Here is a 24,512-nt window from a genome sequence, read left to right as displayed (position 1 = left end):
TCGGTCACCTTTCAAATCAAGAGTCTACAACAATATAATCGAGCATAAACTGAAGATGGGCTTGCCCACGCCAATAATTAATACTCGGATGGTAGACCCAGCCCTCAATTTTAGACGAAGGTATAGACTGAAGCATTTCCACACTGTTAAAAGCAACGAGAGACTCTGAACCACATTGTATCTTTGCATGAATGCCTGTTTTTCCCAATGGAATAACTTGCTCATCTCCCTGTCTTTCGCAAAAAAGCAACGGACAAGGATTCCCCATTCCAAAGGGACCAAGAGGCAACGCAGCATTCCAATCCTCAAAGGTGATTCGTGAAGGATGTAAGGCTAATGCAGATATTTCAGGCTCTTCATATTTTACACTAGAAAGTATTTGCTCTAAATCCACTTTAAGCTTCTCCCAATTATCTTTGGTCACAGAAAAACCTGCTGCTTGCTTATGCCCACCCCAAGCCTCAAGTTGCCCAGCAAGACAATCAAGAACATGTACAGCATTTCCGCCGTCTGGCATACGCAATGTTCCTCGGATCCAGTCTCGTACAGGTGCCGCCAAGACTACAGGAGCATTCTTTTCAGAACATAGGCGACTCGCTACACCACTCAAAACACCGACTGGCCAAGATTCTTCAAAAAGAACATGTTTCGAATCTTCATCGACAACTTTCGCAGCCTCTTTGGTTATTCGTGTTGAAAGGTTTTGTCTCTTTCTATTTATTGAAATAAGTTCCTCCACGCGACTATCAATGTTATCTTCACCAATTAAAACTTTTACTGCGAGATCTGCATAAGAAAGGCGACCAGCAGCATTAAGACAAGGTATAACTTTCATGGCAAGATGTTCTTCATTAATGAAACGCTGGGAAAGCCCTAATTTTCTAATAAGCTGCTCCAATCCAATCCGGCTGGAAAAACGAATTTTCTGAATGCCTTCCTTTACCAAAGCTCTGTTTAAAATTTCAAGAGGCATACAATCAGCGACGGTGGACAAAGCTACTAAATCAAGACGATCTAGCAGCCACCTACGCGGCATAATTTCAAACTGATAGGCCCACATCCATAATACAGCTGTTGCACAAAGCCGACGAGCCTCATTATCGCCATCTATTTGTGGATTAACGACAAAAGAGTCAGGAATTTCATCTCTGTCTGGTAGGTGATGATCAAAAACAAAAACATTCATCCCCTCTTTACGAGCCGCTTGTAAGATATCTTTATCTTTTGTACCACAATCAACAATAACAAGGGTATCACACCCTGCTCCAAGAAGTTGTTGAACAACGTCTTGATGAAGCCCATACCCTTCAAAATGCCTGTGAGGAATATAATATCTGACTCCTGTTGCTTGCCTTTGACATAATTCCATTGCTAAAGTTGTGGATGAAACTCCATCCACATCATAATCACCATAGACAACAACATTGCCCAATGAAGAAAGACTTCGCCATTTATCCGCCACCACTTTTGCCGCTTCACCAAGAAAACAGGAAGACGTTAAGAAATCAAGGCTCGGACGAAGCCAGGCCCGAGCCTTGTCTATATCGTGAAGAGAAAATCTTCCTTGCATATCTAAAAGAGCAGCAACGAGAGGCGAACAATTTAATTCATTGGCAATGCTGTAACTTGTTGTTGCCGGCACTGCCACTTTAAGTTTCGATCTTGAACAAAAAGATGTCACTGTTTGTCATTTTCCTCTCTTTGCGTAAAGTCTGGTTCTACTATTTCAGTTTCTGCATGCGTTTGCACTTTTTCTACGGTTGAAGAAGATACCGCTGCCGTAGCATTCATAGCATTAAGCAACGACATGCGTTCCTCTTCCATCTTTTTTACCTTGCCTTCTAACTCACGAATCTGTTTCTTATACTTTACTCGTGATTCGAGAGCTGCAGACATGGAAACAAGCCACATGAGAACGCAGCCTCCTGCAAAAACAGCTACCTCCCAAATACCTTGAGGAACCTGACGAGTCCATATTAAAAACTTGACAGTAATCTCCCCTGTATTCTGAAAAGCAAAAACCGCAGATAACATCATTGCAAGTCCCACAGCTAAAGCGTAACTCCTCATGTGACTCCCTCCTCAGGATCCGACTACCCACTAACGACGAGAGCCGGCTGGTAGATTCATCCTTTCGAGCCACTCTTTTTTATCTTCTTTTTCGAGGCTCTTCAGATACTTTTCTTTTTCTCCATGCTTCCACAATGGATCATAAATCTCTTTCATTTCACGTGCATATTCATCAAGAGCGCGAGGAATGCTACCAGAAAGTATTTTTTCTAACCCTTCGTGACACGGCCTTGCTCCAAATTTTTTGACAGCATCTCGTAGCACTTCTGGATGATCCAAAATCATACACGGACGAAGAAGGTTATCATCTCCATCGTATGGAAGTTGGTTACGAATATACGTGAAGAATGGACTTCCTGCAATCTCCACAAGAGATTTTTCCCTAATATTATCAACTGCAAAGGGAGCAAAAACACATGGCTCAACGCTTCCATCAGAAATCACATGCCAATAACGCTCTCCAGCAGCCATACACCCATCAACATATGGCCCGTCATTCCAAAAATCACCTATGAAGATTGGAAATTCTCCACTATGGCGCCACTCTTCAACCTTTTTATGTAACATTGAACGCTGCTTAGGTGTCGACATGTACGTCAAGTCGGGATTTTCCCCTATTGGAACGTATTGGAAAAACCATCCTATTTTACAACCTCTGTCTATCATCGTCTTAATAAATTCATCGCTCGACATATAATCCGCTGTATTACGCGTATATGTAGCACTAAATCCGAACATTACTCCGGCTTCGTTAAGTCGACGATAAGCAGCTATCACCTTATCATATATTCCCTGACCACGTCGTAAATCAGTGAGTTCTCGACTTCCTTCCACAGAAATCATGGGCATAACATTACCCAAATCAACAAGTCGTTGCACCATTGTATCATCGAGAAGTGTTCCATTTGTATAGACCTGGAAGTAACAATCGTCATGTTTTTCCCACAAATCAAGCAAATCATTGCGGAAAAAAGCTTCTCCTCCAGAAAATGTAAAAAAGTACATGCCCAGCTCTTTTGCATCGGTAAGAAGCTTATCAAGTTCTCCAAATGTAAGTTCATTACTTGTGTCATATTCGGCAGCATAACATCCCTTGCAATGAAGGTTACATTTCATTGTAGGGCTAATAACCATGAAATTAGGCAAATGGACATTATACTCTTTCTCTTTTTTGTCACGGATACCTCTGCCAAGGACCATAAAGTTAACAACAAGATTTTGAATAAATTTGGAAAGGCAGTGAGGATTGAGTTCCAGGGCAATTCGACGAACAACCCCCACAAAGGGATCATTCTGTAGAACCATGTCTGAAAGCTGTTTAAAAGTTTCTCGATGATACCGCGCAGGAGCAATACTTGCAATTGCTCTGAAAAGAGATGCTAGTTGTCTATCATCCCCTTTCCGAAGCATTAATGCAGCTTTTTCGATAGCTTTTTGGGAAAAATGCCCTTTAGCTTTATCGATCATTGAAATGGCCACTTTCATCATCTCCTTTAAGTGATTTTGACCTTGACCATTTACTTTTTTTCGAAAAGGCGAATTTTTTTCATTTTAATAGAGTATTTGCATTAAGTAAAGCAAATATAAAACATGTTAAAAAAACAGGGGGCAAGAAAGAAAGTTCTTTCGCCCCCTGGGATCCTCTATTACAAATAAGAGAAAATTACATTATTTTTTGTTAGTATCTTTTAAATACCATTCCGTTAATAGAGAGCCTGCCACATAAATCGAACTATATGTTCCTACGACGATACCAACAAGCAAAGCTAAAGAGAAATTAGCTATAACCGGTCCACCCCAAATGAAAAGGGCAAGTACAGGTAGGAACGTTGTCAAAGATGTATTGATCGTTCTTGACAGAGTTTGATTGATAGACATATCAAGCAAGTTGGCAATTCCCTCTTGTCTCAAATACTTCCAATTTTCACGTACTCTATCAAGTACGACTATTGTATCATTAAGAGAATAACCGACAATAGTTAAAATAGCAGCGATGAAAGGCAAACTAATCTCTCGACCAGTAAGACTGAATACGCCCAATGTAATAATAGAGTCATGAATTAGTGCAGCGACGCTGACGACGGCAAATCTAAACCGGAAGCGAACTGTTATGTACGCTAAAATTCCCAAAAGGGCAAGTCCCACAGCAATTAACGCTTCGCGGCGCAATTTTTCGCCAACAACTGGTCCTACCTTCTCGAATCGAAGCACTTCCATGTCCTGATATTTATCTTTAAGCGACTGGATAACTTCTTTGCGAGATTCCTCTGTATCGGCATTAACTCGAATAATAACTCCGCGATCGCTATAAGCCTGAATAACAGCCTGTTTTTGGCCGACTCCTGCCAAAACATTACGAACATCCCCTACTGGGACAGGAGAACTAAACTCTACTTGAACAACGTTACCTCCTGTGAAGTCTATACCCAGATTAAGTCCCTTCACTAAAAGGAGTCCAAGGCTCACTACAATAAGTACCAGGCTAAGAAGGAGCGCTTGTCGCCGATGCTTCATAAGTTGAAAAGAAAACTTTTTATTGAACATGTGCAAACCCCCCTCGCCTATGAACGGTGACTAGAAAAAGAAGCTTTAGAACCACTCATGAGAGCCTGGAGTAAAACACGGGTGACAATAACTGCGCTGAAAACGCTCGCTAAAATCCCTATGCTTAACGTAACAGCAAACCCTCGAACAGGACCACTTCCAAAATAATAGAGAACTCCTGCCGCTATAAGAGTAGTAACGTTGGCATCAAGAATGGTTGTTAACGCTTTTTTAAATCCTGCATCAATTGCAGCACTAGGCGTTTTACCCATTTCAGACTCTTCTTTTACTCTTTCATAAATCAAGATGTTTCCATCTACTGCCATTCCGATAGTCAAAATAATACCGGCTATTCCTGGCAAAGTCAGAGTTGCCTTCAAGCTGATAAGGCCAGCAAAGACAAGAAGGATACATACACCAAGCGCAACATCGGCTGCTAAACCAAGACTTCTATAGTAAAGCAACATAAAGCCCAAAACAAGCAAAGTACCAATAAGTCCCGCTTTAAGTCCAGATCTGACAGAATCTGCTCCGAGGCTGGGTCCAACAGATCGGTTTTCTATTACTTCTACAGGAACAGGAAGGGCGCCTGCTCGAAGCATTATGGCCAAACGCTGAGCTTCTGTAGCAGAGAAACGTCCTGAAATCTGCGCATTACCACCACTGATACGCTCTTGAACCACAGGCGCAGAAACTACATTTCCGTCAAGGATAATAGCTATCTGTTTCCCTACATTATCTGCCGTCGCCTGTTCAAAAAGCTTTGCACCTTCAGAATTAAACTCAAGAGTAACAACTGCCCGCCCCAAATTATCAAACTGAGTCTTGGCATCAACAAGATGTTTCCCGCTTACAAGAGCTGAACCAAGCAAAAAATATCTGCCTTCATCATCTTGGGCGACAATTGCACCTTCAATAGTTTGAGACTGTTTTTCCAGTTCAGATTTGTATGTTTCAATTTCACTCTTAGCTTCGTTCCATCTTTCTTGGGCCGTTTTGAATTCTTCGTCGTTATCATAATTAGGCCGTTCAGGGCCAGGAGGGACTGCCGGAGTTGCACCGATAACCTTCCGGAACTCAAGCAAGGCTGTTTTTCCAATAAGCTCAAGTGCTGCTTCAGGATCTTCCACACCTGGCAAATCGACTATTACACGATCCCGTCCCTCTCGCTGAATCACCGGTTCCGCAACACCATACTGATCTATACGATTTCTTAAAACAGCCAATAGCCGTTCTATACTATCGTCAGTAAGGGCACTACCTGGCACAGACTTTGCCTGGAGAACAATATGCGCTCCGCCTTTCAAGTCAAGACCTAAATTTATCTTTCCTTTTATAGGAAAGACAGAGAGCAGGGCGGCAACAATTACCACTGCAACTAAGACAAGCCGCCATCGGTCTTTCTTCAACATGACTTTAACCTCCCTAAACCTTAAGTTCCAAAAACTTTAACATTGAACAAAACCATAGAAAAAGGAGCGGACACTCAGAGTATCCACTCCATTTACACTATAATATAAGAGTTAACCTACTTCTCTTCATCTTCCTTTGTCTCTTCTTCAGAAGGAGCCTCGGAAGTAGCTTTTTCATTGCTTACTGCTGGCTCAGCTGCTGCAGATCTCTTATTGATGATAGAAGATTTGAGAATACGAACCTTCACACCGTCTGCTATTTCAAGAATTATGCTGTCATCTTTCACTTCGCGAACTGTACCAAAAAAGCCACCTGCAGTTATAACCTGATCGCCACGAGTCAGGGCTGCCAAAAGATCATCATGCTGCTTTTGACGTTTCTTTTGCGGCCTAATGATAAAGAAATAAAAAATAAGCACAAATATTACGAGAGGGAAAAGCATCCCCAAAAGACCACCTTGCGCTCCACCAGCTCCTGTTGTCTGACCACACTGCTGATTCAAATAAAACGCCTCCTCTTCTAAATTCATCCCTTTGAGTTCAACAGTGATATTCTAGCAGAATATCAAATCCATAAAAGGGTTTATTATTACTCTTCTCTATGTTTGAGATAAAAAAGTAATTTTTCGAGCTCTACAGATATATCTACACTATAAACAAGCACACTATCAGGGGCAACAATAGCCAAGGGAGAAAAGTTAAGAATCCCTTTTACAGTGCCGACAGAAACTATTTTATCAACACATTCCTGAGCCACGGATGATGGTACCGTCAAAATAATAACTTCAATACCATTCTTCTTCATGACATCATATATGTCATCCATGTGATAGCAAGGAATACCAGCAACTCTTTTCCCTACTTTTTCAGGATCTACGTCAAAAAGCACTTTAATATCAAATTTTGAGCTTTTGAAAGCTTTATGCCCGAGAAGGGCTTCGCCCAGACGTCCGACCCCCACAAGGGCTATAGGCCATTTTCGCGGAGAAGCAAGTATTTCATCAACATGTCTATACAGTTTCTCTACGTGATAACCCACCCCCCTTTTTCCAATTTCACCGAAATAAGAAAGATCTTTTCTTACCTGACTCGCTTTAAAAGCAAGCATCTCTCCTATTTCTTGGGAAGAAACTACCTTCTGACCTTCATGATAAAGCTGCTCTAATAATCGATGATATTGAACAAGCCTTTCAACTGTAGGTTCAGCAATTTTCATTTTTTCACGTCCTTCAATCTTCTCTCAAAATATGTGCGGCCCTCTGACTATGAAATTTTGAAACGAGACAGCCCCGCATAGCCAGTTCCAAATCCTTCTATTTCTTCCTCTATGCGAAGGAGTTGGTTATATTTTGCTACTCTGTCAATACGTGCTGGAGCTCCGCTCTTAATTTGACCTGCTGCTACAGCAACGGCCAGATCACTAATAAACGTGTCATCCGTCTCTCCAGACCGGTGGGAAATAACGGTGCTATATCCATGACGTACAGCCATATCAATAACATTCATTGTTTCACTTACCGTCCCTATTTGATTCAATTTAATCAGTATAGAGTTGGCAACTTTCTGATTAAACCCTTCTTGCAACCGCTCTGGATTCGTAACAAAGATATCATCTCCAACCAATTGCACAGACGTTCCTAATGCATGAGTCAGAGACGCCCACCCCTTCCAATCGTCTTCAGCCATTCCATCTTCAATAGAAACAACTGGATATGCTTTGCAGAGATCAGTATAATACGAAATTATATCGCCTGTATCCAGAGTTCTTCCTTCACCGGCAAACTCATATTTACCATCTTTGTATATCTCAGAAGCAGCAACATCAAGGGCTAAACTTATCTGATCACCAGGAGTATAACCAGCTTTTTCTACAGCTTCAAGGATCAAATCGATGGCCTCTCTATTGCTTTGCAAGTTGGGAGCAAAGCCACCTTCATCACCAATTGCCGTACTGTATCCACGAGTCTTAAGCGTCTTTTTCAAAGAATGGTAGGTCTCTGCTGCCATACGAAGGGCTTCTGCAAAAGAACTCGCTCCATGGGGAACAATCATGAATTCCTGTATATCAAGATTATTATCGGCATGAGCACCGCCATTGATTACGTTCATCATTGGGGTAGGCAAAAGATATGGTCTAATTCCTCCCAAATAAGCCCAAAGTGGAAGGCCATGATCTTCGGCTGCTGCTCGTGCGACAGCCATTGAAACTCCAAGGATAGCATTGGCTCCCAAATTTGATTTGTTATCTGTTCCATCTATTTCTAATAACGCCATATCAATGGAAGCCTGCTCTGAAGGATCACTCCCCACAAGTTCCGGCCCAATTTTATCGTTTATATTTCCGACAGCCGTCAATACCCCCTTACCCATATAGCGGTTTCCACCATCCCGCAATTCCAAAGCTTCATGAGTACCTGTAGAAGCTCCGGAGGGTACCGCAGCTGTTGCTATAATGCCGTTATCAAGCCAAACCTCTACCTCTACTGTAGGATTTCCTCGTGAATCAAGAATTTCTCTTCCATAAACACCCGCTATGATACCCATCCCTATCATCTCCAATTCAAAAAATTCCGTTTACCACGGCTTTTCATCAGATTTAACACGACGTTCCTCTTGCAACTCGTAAGGTATTGACTCTTTTCTTCTTATCATCTTTTCGTCGTCAATTAAAACTTTTATCGTGAGAACACGTGTTGGGTAGGCTATTTCTACAGTGTCTCCCATCCGAACCTGAGCGGAAGAACGACATTGACGACCATTGAGGCGCACGGCTCCTACTTCTACCATCTCCTGAGCCACGACTCTCCTTTTTACTAACCTTGACTCTTTCAAATATTTATCAAGTCTCACATTGTTCCTCCATACACAAATCTAGATTAAGTATAACAAAAATTTGTATTAGCGAGCTTTCAAATTTTTGGCAATTTTACTATACTCTTCTAGCTCTTCTCTCGTTGCTTTACCTTGCAACATCCTTTTCTCAATTCTTTTAAAAACATTTTCTGACTTTCTTCTATGCAATGCTTCTGAAACAGCTTTCCAACACTCTTCTTCTTCACTGAAAGAGTCACAAAAAGCCCCTCCAGAAGCCAAAATTCTAAATGGGAGTGTTTCACTCAAATTACGCCAATGCTCTTCTAGCTTTTCTGGAGATTGCCCAGAGAAAAGAGCTGCTATCATACCCTTAAGCCCTTCATTATCTATAAGCAGAAAAACTTCATCAGGGTCAACTGTTCGACGCCGCACGGGGTTATTCCAAAGACAATATACGAGTGCCGCCTCAAGAGGGTCAATAGTTTCATTTAAAGCATTATGTTCCTCTTTTTGAGCATCTCCGTCTCTGTGCTCTGACACATTTGATTTTGACACGTTTCTTGCCACACGCAGAGAGTCAAGCTGAAGCTGCAATTCGTGAGGAAGAACTCCTAAAACAGCACTTACTCTCGGAACATAAGGCGCAATATCGATAGGATTCAGCTGAGCAAATCCTTGAAGTAAATCTTCAACGGCAGTTCTTCTTGTCTGAGGATTTTCAAGTTGCGATTGTCGCAAAGAAAGGTGGAAAAGGACTAAAGGCAACGCTCTGTTCAGCGATTTATTGAACAGAGCCTTTCCATCTTCATGGGAAAGCAAATCATCTGGATCTTTTCCTGAAGGCAATCCAACGACGCGAACATCCAAGCCACATTGCTGCAAAACATACATACTCCGTACTGTAGCCTCTTGTCCAGCTGTATCTGAATCGTAACAAATAAAGCAAAGATCCGTAAAGCGTTTTAATAGGCGCGCCTGATCTTCTGTCAAGGCTGTACCTAAGGACGCAATAGTTTCTTTATATCCTGAAAGATGCAATCGGATTGCATCCATATATCCTTCAACAAGAATCGCTCGCTTCTTTTCTCGAATCTCTTGTTTAGCTACGTGTAATAAATAGAGATTTTGACGCTTACTGTATAAAAGTCCTTCTGGGCTATTAATATATTTTGCTCCATCTCCATCTGTAACTCTTCCGCCAAAAGCAAGAAGTTTTCCTGAAACGTCGCGGATAGGAAAAATAATTCTACCCCTAAAACGATCATATACTCCTTTTGTTCCCTCTATGACAAGTCCACAATCCAATGCTTCTTTTAGAGAGGTTTTTTCTTTTTTCAAATGGCTCCATAATGAATCCCATGAAGATGGAGCCCAACCTAACTCAAACATTGATGCATCTTCTGGCGTTATATCTCTCTTATTGAGATAATGCAATGCTATACGTCCACCAGGCTCTTTCAAAGCTGTACGATAAAATAGTAAAGAGAGCTCCATAATATCAAATAAAGAACGTTTGTCCTCACTTTTCCCAGACACAGAAGGAACAGAAAGAGTCACTCCAGCCTTGCGAGCAAGAATTTCTAGAGCTTCTCTAAAGTCTAGTCCTTCAATTTTCATAATAAACGAAAAAATGTCTCCGCCTTCTCCACATCCAAAACAGTGAAAAGTCTGCCGATCAGGAGAGACTATAAAAGAAGGGGTCTTTTCTTGATGGAAGGGACACAAGCCTTTAAAGTTTTTGCCTGTCTTATGAAGACGAACATAGTCGCCTACAACATCAACAATATCAAGTCGTTCTTTTATAAGACGAACTGCATCCTCACCCACCTGAGATCACCTCCACTTAATACAGCATAAGAAAAAAGGGGAAGGATATCAATCCTTCCCCTCAGAAAATACAATCTTTACAATAAACTTTACCTAACTTACATGAAGAGAGGAGCTAAAACCAAAGCTACGACTGACATCAACTTAATCAAAATATTCAAGCTTGGACCAGACGTATCTTTGAAAGGATCTCCCACTGTGTCTCCTACAACTGCAGCAGCGTGATTACTTGTTCCCTTACCGCCGAAGTTTCCTTCTTCTATGTACTTTTTGGCGTTATCCCACGCACCACCCGAGTTTGACATGAAGATAGCCATCATAACACCGGTAACGATAGATCCTCCGAGAAGACCACCCAATGCTTCAGGACCAAGAATCAATCCAACAAGAATAGGGGTAATGACAGCCAAAAGACCAGGAATAACCATTTCTTTCAAAGCAGCGCCAGTTGAAATATCAACACATCGCTCATACTCTGGGCGTCCTGTTCCCTCCATAATGCCTGGAATCTCACGGAACTGTCTTCGGACTTCATCAATCATGGATTGAGCAGCTCGTCCAACAGCCTGAATTGTCAAAGCGCTGAAAAGGAAAGGTAACATGCCTCCGATGAACAACCCCACCATAACCTGAGGATCTTTTAAGTCAATGGCATCAAGATTAACAGCATGCGCATATGCAGCAAAAAGAGCTAACGCTGTAAGAGCTGCGGAACCAATGGCCAAACCTTTACCCATAGCAGCTGTAGTATTCCCTACGGCGTCAAGTTTATCGGTAATTTCGCGAACTTCATGAGGAAGGTGACTCATTTCTGCGATTCCACCAGCGTTATCAGCGATAGGTCCGTAAGCATCAACGCTCAGTGTCATTCCAGTGATTGAAAGCATACCAACGGCTGCACATGCAATACCGAAGAGGCCTCCAAATTTATAACCAACAAGAGAAGCAACACAGATCAGTATAACAGGTATAACAGTGGATTTCATTCCCACAGCTATACCGGAAAGAATAACAGTAGCTGGTCCTGTCTCTGAGGATTTGGCGATCTGCTTAACAGAATTATAGTCTCCAGACGTATAAATTTCAGTCACATAACCAATGAGAACTCCCACAGCCACTCCGGAAAGAACAGCCCAGAAAAGAGTTAAGTCTCCCAAAACAGCTTTGGTTACAAAGAAAGAGCCTGCAATCATAACTCCGCCTGTTACAAAGGTACCTATTCTGAGAGCAACCTGTGCATTGCCGCCTTCTTTAACACGGACAAACATCGTTCCGATAATGGCTGAAACAATTCCTAAACCAGCCAGAAGAAGGGGATAGTAAATGCCACGACCTCCAAAAACGGTCAAACCAATAGCCATAGCTGCAATAATCGAATTTACATATGATTCAAAAAGGTCGGCACCCATTCCGGCAATATCTCCAACGTTATCACCAACGTTATCGGCAATAACAGCTGGATTACGTGGGTCGTCTTCAGGAATTCCGGCTTCAACTTTACCAACCAAGTCAGCTCCCACATCGGCAGCTTTAGTATAAATGCCTCCACCAACACGAGCGAAAAGAGCAATGGAGCTTGCTCCGAAACCAAAACCTGTTATGATGTTGGGATCCTTGAAAAGAACGTAGCAAAGCATTATTCCAAGAACACCAAGACCGACAACAGACATCCCCATAACGCTTCCGCCACGGAAAGCGACACCAAGAGCCTCATTCATTCCATGAGTGGCAGCATAAGAAGTTCTTCCATTAGAGCGTGTGGCAACTGTCATGCCAATATATCCAGCGATAGCACTGAAGAGAGCACCTACTAAGAAAGAAACAGCTGTCCCCATGCCGATTTTAAAGCCAAGAAGAGCTCCAACAAGTATTGCGAAAGGGAACAACCAACGATACTCCCTCGAAAGGAAAGCCATTGCCCCACCATGAATGATTTCTGAAAGTTCATTAACTCTTTCGTTTTTGACTTCAAACGCTTTAATTTTGCTATATGCAAAGAAAGCGTAAACGAGAGCCAGAACTCCAGATCCTACTACGATCCAAAACGCCTGAGAATCCATACAAAGAAACCTCCCTTTAATTCATAAAAACTTGAAAAAGACAGCCCGCCTCAATAGGCGGGCAACTACGGCCAAAAACTCAGTCAATTATAGTAAGGAGAGATAGTAAAGACAAGTGATAAAACCTATTTCCTTTTGTCTTTCTTTATAAATATTTCAATATTTCCATTTAATTTTCCTATTTTCTTCAAAGAAGAGAGCATGCCCTTTATGCCACCCTCGATAAACTCCGCTACAAAAGGTTTTAAATGTATATACTCCCCTTCTACAGTCAGAGTAAGTTTATTGGGATTTGCCTTACGAGATAATGAAAGAATATATTCCGCCAAAAATTTTTCTTCTCCAACATAAAATATTTGTCTTGAACATTTCGTCTCTTTTTCTCTCTTTGAATTCAAACTGTAAAAAGCAACAACTCCCAAAATATCTGAAGGACAATCTTCAGGTTCTCCTATCCAAACCTTCGGGTAGGAGAAAGATTTTCCCCCTTCAATTAGAAGAATGTCAAGATCAGGCTCTATATTATACTGTATTTTTTCAAGGGGCAAGTCTCCTGCTTTTTCATATCGATAACCATCAACACCCCAATAAAGCACCGGGATATCGTATAATAAAGCTTTTCCCGTATCTGTATGGCATGATGATAAAACTTTTTCATGAGAGTGTTTGACATAAGTAACTTTAGCATCAGCTTCCTTTAGATATTCAAGCAATAAAAGGCAAAGGCTTGTTTTACCACTGTTTTTTATCCCAGCGACAGTAAAAATAAAAGCCATATCAAGTCACTCTTTCGCCCGATCTGAAGGAGTCTCAATCGGACTTGTTTTCACGCTGTATTCTCGTATGTAGCCCTTCCAGATATTTCTATAGCTATCAAGCAAAAAGACAAAAAGGCTTATGATCAAAGGCCCCAAGAACAATCCGAGAAAACCCCAAGATGCTAAACCCCCGACAACACCTATAAAAATAATAAGTACGTGAGCTTTTCCTCCGCCAGAAATAAATATGGGACGAATAAAATTATCGACCATACTCACAATGGTAAGTCCCCAGATTGAAAGAATAAGAGCTTCTTTTATCTGCCCATTGTAAAAAAGATATATAGCTCCCGGCCCCCAAATAAGTGGTGTACCAATAAAGGGTATCATTGCCAGCAATGCCATAATTGCGCCAAAAAGTGCAGGGCTAGGGAGTCCTACATACCACCATCCCAGAGCTCCGAGAACACCCTGAATACCGGCGGTAAGGGTGATGCCATAAATAACCGCTTGTAGAATTTGCTTTGCCCTATTGAAAAAAGCTTCTTTTTCTTTTAAAGGAAGAGGCACAATATCATTTACATAGTCTAGAATAACGTGTCCGTCTCTAATCATGAAGAAAGAAGCCACAACAATAACTATAAGTTGATAAAGGATACGTATAGAATCTCCCAAAAAAGATCTGGAGGTATCTGCTAACGTGGAGGCAATCCATGACCCAATCTGTTCTATGACATTGACTAAGAAGGGATAATCCTCTAAGAAAGGACGTATTCTATTGGCAATTATTTCAGGGAAGAAAAGATTCATCAGTCCTTTGCCTTGTTCAATGTTCACCTTTGACAAAATCGAGGCGAGATGTCCATATATTCGTATTCCTTCCCTAGCCAGTGTAACGCCTACAAAGATGGCTGGTACAACTATAAGAAGAATGAGAATCGCTGTGGATAGGACAGCTGCAACGTTAGGGTATTTCCCCTTAAATAATTTTCCGTGAATAATTTTATAAAAAGGATAAACAAAAAACGACAATATGGCTGACCATGCCAACGGACGAAGCAGATTAAAGGACACCAGATATGCAAGAGCACCCAATGCTAAAAAAACAATTGTAAACGGAAGGAAAAAATTTCGAATCCGTTTATAAGGCCGCCGACTCTGGTATGTCAAAACAATCTCTCCCATCCCACACTTCAATTATAAACATTTATTTTTCATGAACTATTAATTCTGTAACATCTGGCCTCGAATAGTGGCCGCAGACATCAAATTCCATTCTAGCCCTTGCAGACTCATCGGGATTAATGTCGGCATAAATGATGCATTCTTTATCCCAAACAGGTTCAGTAACATAGTGACCGTAAGGATCGATAATGGCAGAGCCTCCATTACAGGGTGTATCAGGCAGCTTTTCAATTTCAGCAGCAGGGCCATGGTATCCAACAGGATACATTTCTTTTGTAAAATACTGATTAACATGAAAAACATAACATTTGCCCTCAATAGCAATGTGCTTAATAGTACTATGCCATTCAGGATTATTGTTAGTATTGGGGCATAGATATAATGAAACCCCCTTCTGATAAAGTGCTACACGAGCGAGAGGCATATAGTTTTCCCAGCAAATCAAAGCTCCCATTTTCCCCCATGGCGTATCAACTACAGGAAAATAATCCTTGTTGGCATCTGCCCAAATCACTCGTTCTGTACCTGTAGGCTTCAACTTCCGATGATTACACAGCAGGTCTCCTTCCGGGGAGAAAATCATATTGGAACAGTACAATGAACCATTATTATAGTCCCGCTCGGTATAGCCTATGCTAACATAGGCACGTGCCTCTTTTGCTGCAGCACCTATCTTATCAGTATCTCCACTAGGGCAGAGGAGTGCATTGTCATAATAGATTTTCCAGTCATCTCGACAAGCTTCCGTTCGTGAACCGACGGTAAATCCATATGTCAATCCATATGGATAACAAGGAATAATAGACTCAGGAAATATAATCAATTCTGCTCCATTCGCGCCAGCTTCTCTAATTTGTCCACAAACCTTTTCGATAGTGGAATTCTTATCAAACATAACTGGGGAAGCCTGGACCAAGGCAACTTTTAAATATTTTGATAAGTCTTTCATAGCAACCTCCAAGCAAAATACAACTTATATTGTCCAACAGTAAAAGTATACCAGTTCCATAGACAAAGAGTATATAGATTTATTGTTGATTATAAAATCACCTTGATTTATAATATCGAATTCGTATTCAATATATACCGCAAGTTGACGGTGTATTTTTTTACTCTCATTATTGAATATAAATTCATTTTTAAGGAGATACTCGAATGAACAAAGAAGAAAGAGTTCAACTTATGTTACATGGAGATTTAAAGAAAACCTTATTAAAAATGGGTATTCCAACCGTGTTTGGAATGCTTATCAATGCTCTGTATATCGTTGTTGATGGCTATTTTGTTACTGGACTTGGTACATCGGCTTTTGCCGCAGTCTCTGTAGTATTTCCATTGGTTCAGATTGTTATTGGGATCGGTCTCGTTTTCGGTACAGGAGGTTCTTCCTATATAGCTCGATTGCTGGGAGCTGGGGAAAAAGAGCGTGCTAATCGCACTGCATCTACGACCCTGTTCGGCGGGTTGATAGGAAGTATTTTTTTCATAGTCCTTTTTCTCCTGTTTATCAAACCTCTGCTCTTTACGTTGGGAGCTACTGAACAAAGCTATGGTTTTGCCCACAAATACGCCACTATTATCCTATCTGGATCAATATTCAATATTCTGTCTATCATAATGGGCAATTTAACGATAGCGGAAGGACGCGTAAAACTTACTATGATAGGAATGACAACAGGAGCTGTTCTCAATATTATTCTTGATCCAATTTTTATATATACTCTGTCCATGGGTGTTTCTGGTGCTGCCATTGCCACTGTCTTAGCAGAATTCATTGCTAATATATTTTATTTCCAGTTTATTTTACGGAAGAAGAGCTATCTTCATTATTCTCTCAAAAACTTTCGACCAGATAAAATTATGTTGCAAGAAATTTTCAAGATTGGTCTCCCTAGCTTTTTTGTTCAACTGCTTACTAGTCTTTCTATGGGGTATACCAATCAACAAGCCAGAATGCTTGGCGGAGATGACATGGTGGCAGCAATGGGCGTCATGTTACGCTTGATGGCATTGGGATCTTTTGTGGTTTTTGGTTATACTAAAGGTTATCAACCCGTTGTTGGAGCAAATTATGGAGCAAAACAGTATCATCGAGTACGCTTGGCTATCCGCACTACTCTTCTTTGGCTCACTAGTTTCTGCGCTATTTTTGGAATATCGATTGCTCTTTTCAGTCATCCCATCGCTATGGCATTTTCAAACGACTCTTTAGAAGTTTCAAAGCTCGCCTCAAAAGCACTTTTATTAAATGGGCTTATCTTCATTGGTTTCGGATTTCAATGTACCTATTCGCAGGCGTTTCTGGCGCTAGGGAGAGGTAAGGAAAGTTTTATACTGAATATATCTCGACAAGGAATATTTTTCTTCCCAGCAATGTATTTTTTATCTAAATACTTTGGGATCAAAGGTATTTTTTGGGCTCAACCTATAGCTGATATTTGCACGATTATCCAAACGTTATTTTTAGTTCTTCGAGCAAATAAAACACTGCACTTTTGACAATAAGGGGGAGGAAGTTTATGCCGCAAGTTTTAAAAGAAGAAATTCGTGAACGAATTTTTTACGCAGCAGAGGAAGTTTTTTATGAAAAAGACTTTCGAAGTGCAAAAATGCAAGACATTGCGAATCGTGCAGGGATTCCGGTAGGACTTATCTACTCCTATTATAAAAACAAAGAAGACCTGTTCAATGATGTAGTTGAACCTGTATATTTTGCTTTTCATCAAGCAATTAAAGAAGAAGAATCGTCTCTACATGGATTTACTTCGAAAAGTTCTCAAGATGCTGGAGTAATATATATGAACAACCTTTTTGCAAATCATAAAAAACTTGTAATTTTAGTGGACAAGGGCTCTGGGACAAAGCACGCACACGCAAAAGATGAGCTTGTTCATATTCTTGAACTTCATATTCGGAAAGCGCTAGATTCAAAAACAATCAGACACTATGACAACATGCTTATTCACATTCTAGCATCCAATTTTACGGAAAGTTTGCTGGAAATTGCACGCCATTACAAAAATGATCAATGGGCTCAAGAGATGTTTGCTTTAGTTAATCAGTGTTATTTCAAGGGAGTTGACTCTTTGTGAAAAAGCAGAGCGGCTTCAAAAGAAGCCGCTCTGAATATTTATAGAATTATTTGTAAGCGCTTACTCCCACTCTCTGTTTTGACTTTTTCACGCGCTCCAGCGGGCTATTTCACGTGGTTCTAAGTCATTATTTTCAGCTTTATCGACGCTTTTTCCCGTCTATTAAGGTCGATAGTACGCTTTTAGTACGTTTTTTCACGCATCTCAGGCGTTAATTTTGTCTTCACTATTCTAAGTTTTGAACTATTATATCCTGCAGAGACTTCTAAATCAATTTTATTATGTTAATATCTCACCTCTCTGCCACCGCCTCTTTTGGGGCGGTTTTTTATTGAAGGAAATTTTAAAATAAGCATTTAAAAAGAATCCAGGAGGGTCACAATGGAAAATCAATTTTACGATCAACAGTATCTGAAACTTTGCTCTATTGCAGATAAAGAAGGTAGAGCCTTCGCTCGTACTGCATTAGAGTACTTTGCCGATCGAGAAAGTCTACAAATGTTCTTAAACTCGCTGTTTTACAACCACTCCATTATGGAGAGTGATCAGTTCGCCGTTTATCTTGGCCTGATGTATGAATTCATCGGGCAGGAAATGCCGGATGATATGGACTGTTATATTGTCATGGATCAAGAGTCCAATATCTTTTTTAGCTACTTTCTTACGACATTGCTGAGGACCATTCTTAATCAGGCTGGAGGTGATCACCCTTGCCCTGCCATGTAGTTGCCATCGCCAATCAGAAAGGCGGTGTAGGAAAAACCACAACCTGTGCCAATCTGGGAATTGGTTTAGCCCAGGAAGGTCGAAAGGTTTTGCTGGTGGATTGCGATCCCCAAGGCAGCTTGACGATCAGCTTGGGTCATACTCAGCCGGATCAACTGCCAGTGACACTTTCCTCTGTCTTAGGAAAGACTATGAATGACACGGCACTTTCTCCCCAGGAAGGCATCCTTCATCACCCTGAAGGTGTGGATCTAGTCCCCGCCAACATTGAGTTGTCCGGACTTGAGGTCTCGCTGGTAAATGTGATGAGCCGGGAAAAAATCCTGAAGGAGTATCTTGATGGAATCAAATCTGGCTACGACTACATCCTGATTGACTGTATGCCTTCTCTCGGTATGCTGACGGTCAACACCCTGGCTGCTGCAGATAACGTTCTCATTCCTGTGCAGGCTCAGTACCTATCCGCCAAAGGTCTGGAGCAGCTGCTTCAAACCATCAACAAAGTCCGTAAGCAAATCAATCCCAATCTGAAGATAGACGGCATCCTGCTGACTATGGTAGATAACCGGACCAATGACGCCAAGGAAATCAGTACCCTTTTGCGGGAAACCTACGGAACCAAGCTGAAAGTGTTTGATTCGTCCATCCCCCACTCCGTCCGGGCAGCAGAAACTGCTTCCTATGGGAAAAGCATCTTTGCCCATGATCCAAAAGGAAAAGTGGCAGAAGCCTACAGAAATCTGACGAAGGAGGTAATGAAGCTTGAAACCCAGCGGCAGAAATCTAAATCTGACCTCCTACGATGAGATCTTTCAGACCGAAGAAACCAGGATCGAAGCCTCTCAGGAAAAGGTCATCGATATTCCTTTGACAGATTTGCATCCATTCAAGAATCATCCCTTCAAGGTGACAGATGATGAATCAATGCTGGAGACCGCCGAGAGTATCACCAAACACGGCGTCCTGGTACCGGTCATCGCCCGTCCTCGTGAAGAAGGCGGATATGAATTGATCTCCGGCCACCGTCGCAAGCGAGCTAGTGAGCTGGCTGGTAAGGAGACTCTCCCTTGCATCGTCCGCAATCTCGACGATGACGCTGCCACCATTATCATGGTTGACAGCAATATCCAACGTGAAAACATCCTGCCCAGTGAGCGCGCCTTCGCTTATAAACTCAAGCTGGAAGCTATGAAACGACAGGCTGGAAGGCCTTCTAAAGAAAATGGTTCCCAAGTTGGGAATAATTTAATGGGTGTGAAATCAAGCGATATTTTTGCGGAGCAAATGGGCGAAAGTAAGAGCACAATTTTCCGCTTTATCCGCCTGACAGAGCTCGTCCCCGAGCTGTTGGATATGGTCGATGCCAAAAAGATCGCCTTCAATCCGGCAGTGGAACTTTCCTATCTAAAGCCTCAAGAGCAGGTACAGCTGATGGAAGCTATGGACATGGAGCAGTCCACGCCGTCTCTGTCTCAAGCTCAGCGCCTGAAGAAATTCAGTCAGGATGGCAAGCTGACCTTTGATGTTATGACCGCCATCATGTCTGAGGACAAAAAAGGTGAACTGGACAAAGTGACGCTCACCGGCGAGAAGCTCAAAAAGTATTTTCCGAAATCCTATACACCCCAGCAGATGGAGGAAACCATCATCAAGCTGCTGGAAGGCTGGTCGCGGAAGCGCCAGCAATCACAGGAACGGTAATTCCCCTCCGAGGTGCTTCGATGAGAAGCACTTTTTTATTCAACCGGTCGAAGGGAGGGATGCAGATGGCTGTATTTCGAGTTGAGAAAACGAGGGATTACACCGTTATGGCGAATCATCATCTGAAGAATAAGGATCTGTCGCTGAAGTCCAAAGGGCTTCTATCTCAGATGCTCTCACTCCCGGAAGACTGGGACTACACCCTCAAGGGGCTTTCCATGATCAACCGGGAGAGTATCGATGCCATCCGGGAAGCAGTCCGTGAACTGGAACGGGCAGGATACATCGTCCGAACCAGAGAGAGAAATGAGTTTGGTCACCTTAAGGGTACAGACTACACGATTTATGAAAAGCCTCACCTGGCGACAAATTCTACAGAAAGCATAGAGCCTATATCGGAGAAGCCAGTATTGGAAAGACCAATGTTGGAAAATCCAATCTTGGAAAATCCAATCTTGGATAATCCAGTGTTGGAGAAACCTACGTTGGGAAATCCAACGCAATTAATTACTAAGAAAACAAATAAAGATTCATTAATGACTAAGGGATTAAGTAAACATCCATCAATCCCTGATCCATCAAGAGAAGCCGCGATCGAGAAGGATGAGATTGGATTGGATGCTCATTCCATCAAGGAGTCCATCCAGGAGAAAATCGAATACAAGTTTATTGTTCAGCGTTATGACAAAGATCGTCTTGATGAAATTGTGGAGTTGATGGTGGAGACGCTCTGTTCCAAACGAGAATACATCACCGTTGCCGGGGATGATTACCCGGCATCTCTGGTCAAGGAACGGCTGCAACGCATCGACAGCACTCACATCGAATATGTCTTTGAATGCCTGGATAAAAACACCACCCTCATCCGGAATATCAAGAAATATCTGCTGACAACGTTATTCAATGCCCCATCCACCATCGATAGCTATTACACAGCGCTGGTGAAGCATGATCTTTACGGACCAGGTTCCCACTTTTACGAGGATCTAGGGAGCCTTATTAAGCCCGGCAGATAAGATGGGGTTTATTTTCATGCAAGTTTTGCAAATCAAATTAGCACGATAATCAAATTTCAAAGTTTCACCCGGCCATAAGAAACTGATTCAAAAGTTCATCTTTTCTGAAAGGAGTTACTCAAAATGAAAAGACCTCTCGCCTATATCACCGCTTCCTGGGGCGTTGATCCAACTGAGAATACGGAGATCGCCGCCAAATACAGCAGGAAAGTATACGATGCTGGCTATAGTCCGATATGTCCAATTCTGATGCTTTCAACCTTCATTGATGACGGCATCCCCCAGGAGCATAAGGACAGACAGGACATTGAGCTCGATTACCTCAGACGCTCCAACGTCCTCGTAGTCTGTGGCTCTCGGATCGACGAAGTCGTGAAAAACGACATTGCCATCGCTGAACGCTATCGAATTCCGGCAACCACCTTAAGCGGTATCCTGACCGTTAAAAGCCACGGTCAGAAGACCCCCAAATAGCATAATTCCGGATTATGCACAAAACATGGCTTAAAAGGAATGTTCCCTGCAATTTCAGGAACAGAAAAGGAGAAGAAATCTATGGACGTATTGATTGTTGAACCGGAAAAAGCGCCGCGTATGGCCAGTATCACCGGTGACCTGAACTCTCTGCAGCAGGTTGTTGGCGGTTACATCGAAGCCATCTATCCCTATGATGACCCGATTGCCATTGTCTGTCATGAGGAAGGCAAGCTCATCGGCCTCCCTCTTAACCGAAAACTTGAGGACTACGACATCATCGCCGGGACCTTCATCGTCTGCGGGCTTGGTGAAGAGGATTTTGATTCCTTGACGCCTGAGCTGGCCGAGAAGTATCGGGAGAAATTTGCTGATCCTGAGATCTTCATGAAGATGGGCAGCCGCATCGTCGCCATCCCTATCAAGCCCAAGGACGAGTTGCATGTGGACAAACCAAAGCAGAAGTCCTCAGAACCTGAACTCTAAATCTTACAGAGCTTTTCGAGTTTACTTATTTCAAGTGCAAAATAAGTATTTTTGTAAATTGAATTCACCTAACCGCGAAAGGAGGCATTTTTCATGCAGGAAGAAGTGGAAAACAGGACCGTTGCCCTGGCTGTCAGTACCACCCGAATGACCGGTCGTGTTCTGAAGGCCGCACTCATCAAGCTCTTGGCTGAAATGAAGAAGAGCCGGGACAGTCCGCCGCAGATCCCCCACGGCAAGCAGTCTGTAAAAGAGCTCATCGGTCAGAATGCCGGAGTCTCAAATATTGAGATCACAGATAAAAACATCAAATCCTTTGAGCAAGTCGCCAGAAAGTATGGCGTAGACTATGCCCTCAAGAAGGATACTACGGGAGAGAAGCCTAAGTATCTGGTCTTCTTCAAGGCCAGAGATGCCGATGCCCTCACCGCAGCCTTCACAGAATATACGGCGAAGGTCCTCAAAAAGGACAAGCAGCCTTCCATCCTGGAGCAGCTTGCCAAATTCAAAGTGCTTGTTCAAACCAAGGTTATGGACAAGGTAAAAAACAAAGACAAGGAGCTGACGCGATGACAGGAAAAATCAAGCGGCTGCTCCTTTTAAACCTCCCCTATGTTCTTATTGCTCTATTTGCCACGAAGCTTGGCGAGGCCTGGCGATATTCTTCTGGGCTGGATGTCTCACAAAAAGTGCTGCATCTCATGGACGGCTTTGCTTTATCTTTCCAGTCCCCCTGGCCAAGTCTGCTCCTACAGGACCTGATCCTGGGCATTGTGATTGCTGGTGGAATTAAGCTGGCAGTCTATGTGAAAGGCAGGAACGCCAAAAAATACCGAAAAAACATAGAATACGGTTCAGCCCGCTGGGGTAGACCTGAGGACATTAAACCCTTTATCGATCCCACCTTTCGCAACAACGTCATCCTCACGGAGACGGAGCGCCTGACCATGAACAACCGGCCCAAGGACCCAAGGCTGGCACGCAACAAAAACGTCATGGTGGTGGGTGGTTCCGGATCTGGTAAAACACGGTTTTGGCTCAAGCCAAATCTCATGCAGTGCCATTCCAGCTATGTGGTCACCGATCCCAAGGGCGGCGTCGTAGTGGAATGCGGACAGCTTCTCCTGAGGGAAGGCTACAAGATCAAGATCCTCAATACAATCAACTTCAGCAAATCCATGCACTACAATCCCTTTGCCTACATCAAGAGTGAAAAAGACATCCTCAAGCTGGTGACGGCCCTCATTGCCAACACCAAGGGCGAAGGCAAAGCCGGAGATGATTTCTGGGTCAAGGCGGAGACCCTTCTCTATACCGCCCTCATGGGCTACATCCACTATGAAGCACCGGAAAGCGAACGGAATTTTACGACCCTCATCGAGCTCATCAATGCCTCAGAAGTCCGCGAGGACGACGAGGACTTCCAGAACCCGGTGGATCTGATGTTCGCCGCTCTGGAGGAACGAGACTCGGAGCATTTTGCAGTCCGGCAGTACAAGAAATACAAGCTGGCTGCCGGAAAGACCGCCAAATCCATCCTCATCAGCTGCGGGGCCCGTCTTGCGCCCTTTGATATCAAAGAGCTCAGAGACCTGACGGCCTACGACGAAATGGAACTGGATGCCTTAGGTGATCGGAAAACGGCGCTTTTTATCATCATCAGCGATACCGACGACACCTTCAACTTCCTGGTTTCCATGGCTTACACGCAGCTCTTCAATCTGCTGTGCGACAAGGCAGATGACGTCTATGGCGGACGTCTGCCTGTGCATGTGCGCTGCCTTATTGATGAGGCGGCGAATATCGGTCAAATTCCCAAGCTGGAAAAGCTGGTAGCCACCATCCGAAGCCGGGAGATCTCGGCCTGTCTGGTGCTGCAGGCCCAATCTCAGTTGAAGGCTCTATATAAGGATCACTGCGACACCATCATCGGCAATATGGACAGCACGATCTTTCTGGGCGGCAAGGAGCGCACCACATTAAAAGAGCTTTCAGAAACCCTTGGGAAGGAGACTATCGACACCTTCAACACCGGGGAAAGCCGAGGCCGTGAGGTTTCCCACAGTCTGAACTACCAGAAACTCGGAAAGGAGCTGATGAGCATCGATGAACTGTCCGTGCTGGACGGCGGTAAGTGTATTCTGCAGCTGCGCGGGGTACGGCCATTTCTTTCGAGAAAGTATGATATCACCAAACACCCCAACTACAAATACCTCTCGGATGCGGACCCACGCAACGCCTTCAACATCGAGAAGTACCTGTCAACCCGTCTCAAGCCCAAACCGGATGAAATCTATGAGGTCTACCACATGGATCTGTCCGCCGAACCCGAAGCCGCCGAATGAGC

25 protein-coding genes are annotated in these 24,512 nt (G+C 43.0%); 10 read left to right on the top strand and 15 right to left on the bottom strand.

Annotation, left to right across the window (positions count from 1 at the left end; all coding sequences use genetic code 11):
* Positions 1-16: 16 nt before the first annotated feature.
* From VB083_RS04795 to VB083_RS04730, 14 genes are all read right to left on the bottom strand, one after another.
* The gene (locus VB083_RS04795) at positions 17-1,681 is read right to left on the bottom strand and encodes a single-stranded-DNA-specific exonuclease RecJ (RefSeq protein ID WP_307879497.1); all 1,665 of its coding nucleotides are present in this window, start codon (positions 1,679-1,681) and stop codon (positions 17-19) included.
* Entirely contained in the window at positions 1,678-2,070 is a 393-nt protein-coding gene (locus VB083_RS04790; RefSeq protein WP_213691783.1) for a LapA family protein, read from the bottom strand. The genes VB083_RS04795 and VB083_RS04790 overlap by 4 nt, the downstream gene beginning before the upstream one ends.
* A gap of 30 nt (positions 2,071-2,100) precedes the next feature.
* Entirely contained in the window at positions 2,101-3,549 is a 1,449-nt protein-coding gene (locus tag VB083_RS04785; protein WP_213691784.1) for a radical SAM protein, read from the bottom strand.
* Positions 3,550-3,738: 189 nt separating this feature from the next.
* Positions 3,739-4,614: a protein translocase subunit SecF gene (gene secF / locus VB083_RS04780; protein ID WP_213691785.1), complete on the bottom strand. Its 876-nt coding sequence runs from the start codon at positions 4,612-4,614 to the stop codon at positions 3,739-3,741.
* Between the two features lie 17 nt (positions 4,615-4,631).
* Positions 4,632-6,026: a protein translocase subunit SecD gene (secD, locus tag VB083_RS04775; RefSeq protein ID WP_213691786.1), complete on the bottom strand. Its 1,395-nt coding sequence runs from the start codon at positions 6,024-6,026 to the stop codon at positions 4,632-4,634.
* A 116-nt stretch (positions 6,027-6,142) separates the two neighbouring features.
* Positions 6,143-6,529 (bottom strand): preprotein translocase subunit YajC, encoded by a 387-nt coding sequence (yajC, locus tag VB083_RS04770; protein ID WP_307879499.1) that lies wholly within the window; start codon positions 6,527-6,529, stop codon positions 6,143-6,145.
* Between the two features lie 86 nt (positions 6,530-6,615).
* Positions 6,616-7,242: a redox-sensing transcriptional repressor Rex gene (locus VB083_RS04765; RefSeq protein WP_213691787.1), complete on the bottom strand. Its 627-nt coding sequence runs from the start codon at positions 7,240-7,242 to the stop codon at positions 6,616-6,618.
* Between the two features lie 47 nt (positions 7,243-7,289).
* Positions 7,290-8,570 (bottom strand): phosphopyruvate hydratase, encoded by a 1,281-nt coding sequence (gene eno / locus VB083_RS04760; protein WP_213691788.1) that lies wholly within the window; start codon positions 8,568-8,570, stop codon positions 7,290-7,292.
* 30 nt (positions 8,571-8,600) lie between these two features.
* The gene (locus VB083_RS04755) at positions 8,601-8,876 is read right to left on the bottom strand and encodes a S4 domain-containing protein (RefSeq protein WP_213691789.1); all 276 of its coding nucleotides are present in this window, start codon (positions 8,874-8,876) and stop codon (positions 8,601-8,603) included.
* Positions 8,877-8,924: 48 nt separating this feature from the next.
* Positions 8,925-10,667, bottom strand: coding sequence for a DNA primase (dnaG, locus tag VB083_RS04750; RefSeq protein WP_323401812.1), 1,743 nt, complete (start codon positions 10,665-10,667; stop codon positions 8,925-8,927).
* Between the two features lie 98 nt (positions 10,668-10,765).
* The gene (locus tag VB083_RS04745; protein WP_307879501.1) at positions 10,766-12,727 is read right to left on the bottom strand and encodes a sodium-translocating pyrophosphatase; all 1,962 of its coding nucleotides are present in this window, start codon (positions 12,725-12,727) and stop codon (positions 10,766-10,768) included.
* 125 nt (positions 12,728-12,852) lie between these two features.
* Positions 12,853-13,503, bottom strand: coding sequence for a molybdopterin-guanine dinucleotide biosynthesis protein MobB (locus VB083_RS04740; protein WP_307879502.1), 651 nt, complete (start codon positions 13,501-13,503; stop codon positions 12,853-12,855).
* Between the two features lie 6 nt (positions 13,504-13,509).
* Entirely contained in the window at positions 13,510-14,655 is a 1,146-nt protein-coding gene (locus VB083_RS04735) for an AI-2E family transporter (RefSeq protein WP_307879503.1), read from the bottom strand.
* A gap of 37 nt (positions 14,656-14,692) precedes the next feature.
* Positions 14,693-15,619 (bottom strand): carbon-nitrogen hydrolase family protein, encoded by a 927-nt coding sequence (locus VB083_RS04730; protein ID WP_213691184.1) that lies wholly within the window; start codon positions 15,617-15,619, stop codon positions 14,693-14,695.
* 206 nt (positions 15,620-15,825) lie between these two features.
* Here VB083_RS04730 and VB083_RS04725 point away from each other — a divergent pair, with 206 nt between their 5' ends.
* The 5 genes from VB083_RS04725 to VB083_RS04705 all read left to right on the top strand — a co-directional run bounded on the left by VB083_RS04725 (position 15,826) and on the right by VB083_RS04705 (position 20,189).
* Positions 15,826-17,169 carry an MATE family efflux transporter gene (locus VB083_RS04725; RefSeq protein WP_213699773.1) on the top strand — a complete coding sequence of 448 codons (1,344 nt, stop codon included), beginning with the start codon at positions 15,826-15,828 and terminating at the stop codon, positions 17,167-17,169.
* Between the two features lie 20 nt (positions 17,170-17,189).
* Positions 17,190-17,762, top strand: a complete 573-nt coding sequence (locus VB083_RS04720; protein WP_213689870.1) for a TetR/AcrR family transcriptional regulator — start codon at positions 17,190-17,192, stop codon at positions 17,760-17,762.
* A 381-nt stretch (positions 17,763-18,143) separates the two neighbouring features.
* Complete coding sequence (locus VB083_RS04715; RefSeq protein WP_213690423.1) at positions 18,144-18,488, top strand: hypothetical protein; 345 nt, start codon at positions 18,144-18,146, stop codon at positions 18,486-18,488.
* A complete protein-coding gene (locus tag VB083_RS04710) occupies positions 18,473-19,294 on the top strand; it encodes a ParA family protein (protein ID WP_213690424.1) in 822 nt (273 codons plus the stop codon). Before VB083_RS04715 ends, VB083_RS04710 begins: the two co-directional genes overlap by 16 nt.
* The gene (locus VB083_RS04705) at positions 19,251-20,189 is read left to right on the top strand and encodes a ParB/RepB/Spo0J family partition protein (RefSeq protein WP_213690425.1); all 939 of its coding nucleotides are present in this window, start codon (positions 19,251-19,253) and stop codon (positions 20,187-20,189) included. The genes VB083_RS04710 and VB083_RS04705 overlap by 44 nt, the downstream gene beginning before the upstream one ends.
* A gap of 355 nt (positions 20,190-20,544) precedes the next feature.
* On the opposite strand, the gene VB083_RS11750 is transcribed toward VB083_RS04705, so the two are convergent.
* On the bottom strand, positions 20,545-20,643 hold the full coding sequence (locus tag VB083_RS11750; RefSeq protein WP_416242162.1) for a hypothetical protein: 99 nt from the start codon (positions 20,641-20,643) through the stop codon (positions 20,545-20,547).
* Between VB083_RS11750 and VB083_RS11745 the strand changes: the two genes are divergently transcribed.
* The 5 genes from VB083_RS11745 to VB083_RS04680 all read left to right on the top strand — a co-directional run bounded on the left by VB083_RS11745 (position 20,612) and on the right by VB083_RS04680 (position 24,510).
* Positions 20,612-21,205, top strand: coding sequence for a DUF6017 domain-containing protein (locus VB083_RS11745; RefSeq protein WP_416242161.1), 594 nt, complete (start codon positions 20,612-20,614; stop codon positions 21,203-21,205). The genes VB083_RS11750 and VB083_RS11745 overlap by 32 nt on opposite strands.
* Positions 21,206-21,328: 123 nt before the next feature.
* A complete protein-coding gene (locus VB083_RS04695) occupies positions 21,329-21,679 on the top strand; it encodes a hypothetical protein (RefSeq protein WP_213690426.1) in 351 nt (116 codons plus the stop codon).
* Between the two features lie 81 nt (positions 21,680-21,760).
* A complete protein-coding gene (locus VB083_RS04690) occupies positions 21,761-22,165 on the top strand; it encodes a DUF3846 domain-containing protein (protein ID WP_213690427.1) in 405 nt (134 codons plus the stop codon).
* A gap of 93 nt (positions 22,166-22,258) precedes the next feature.
* Positions 22,259-22,738, top strand: a complete 480-nt coding sequence (locus VB083_RS04685) for a PcfB family protein (RefSeq protein WP_213690428.1) — start codon at positions 22,259-22,261, stop codon at positions 22,736-22,738.
* The gene (locus VB083_RS04680) at positions 22,735-24,510 is read left to right on the top strand and encodes a VirD4-like conjugal transfer protein, CD1115 family (RefSeq protein WP_213690429.1); all 1,776 of its coding nucleotides are present in this window, start codon (positions 22,735-22,737) and stop codon (positions 24,508-24,510) included. The genes VB083_RS04685 and VB083_RS04680 overlap by 4 nt, the downstream gene beginning before the upstream one ends.
* Positions 24,511-24,512 lie beyond the last annotated feature (2 nt).

It is taken from the genome of Aminobacterium sp. (assembly GCF_034926885.1).
GTDB lineage: Bacteria > Synergistota > Synergistia > Synergistales > Aminobacteriaceae > Aminobacterium.
This window is presented reverse-complemented; position numbering and strand designations above follow the sequence as displayed.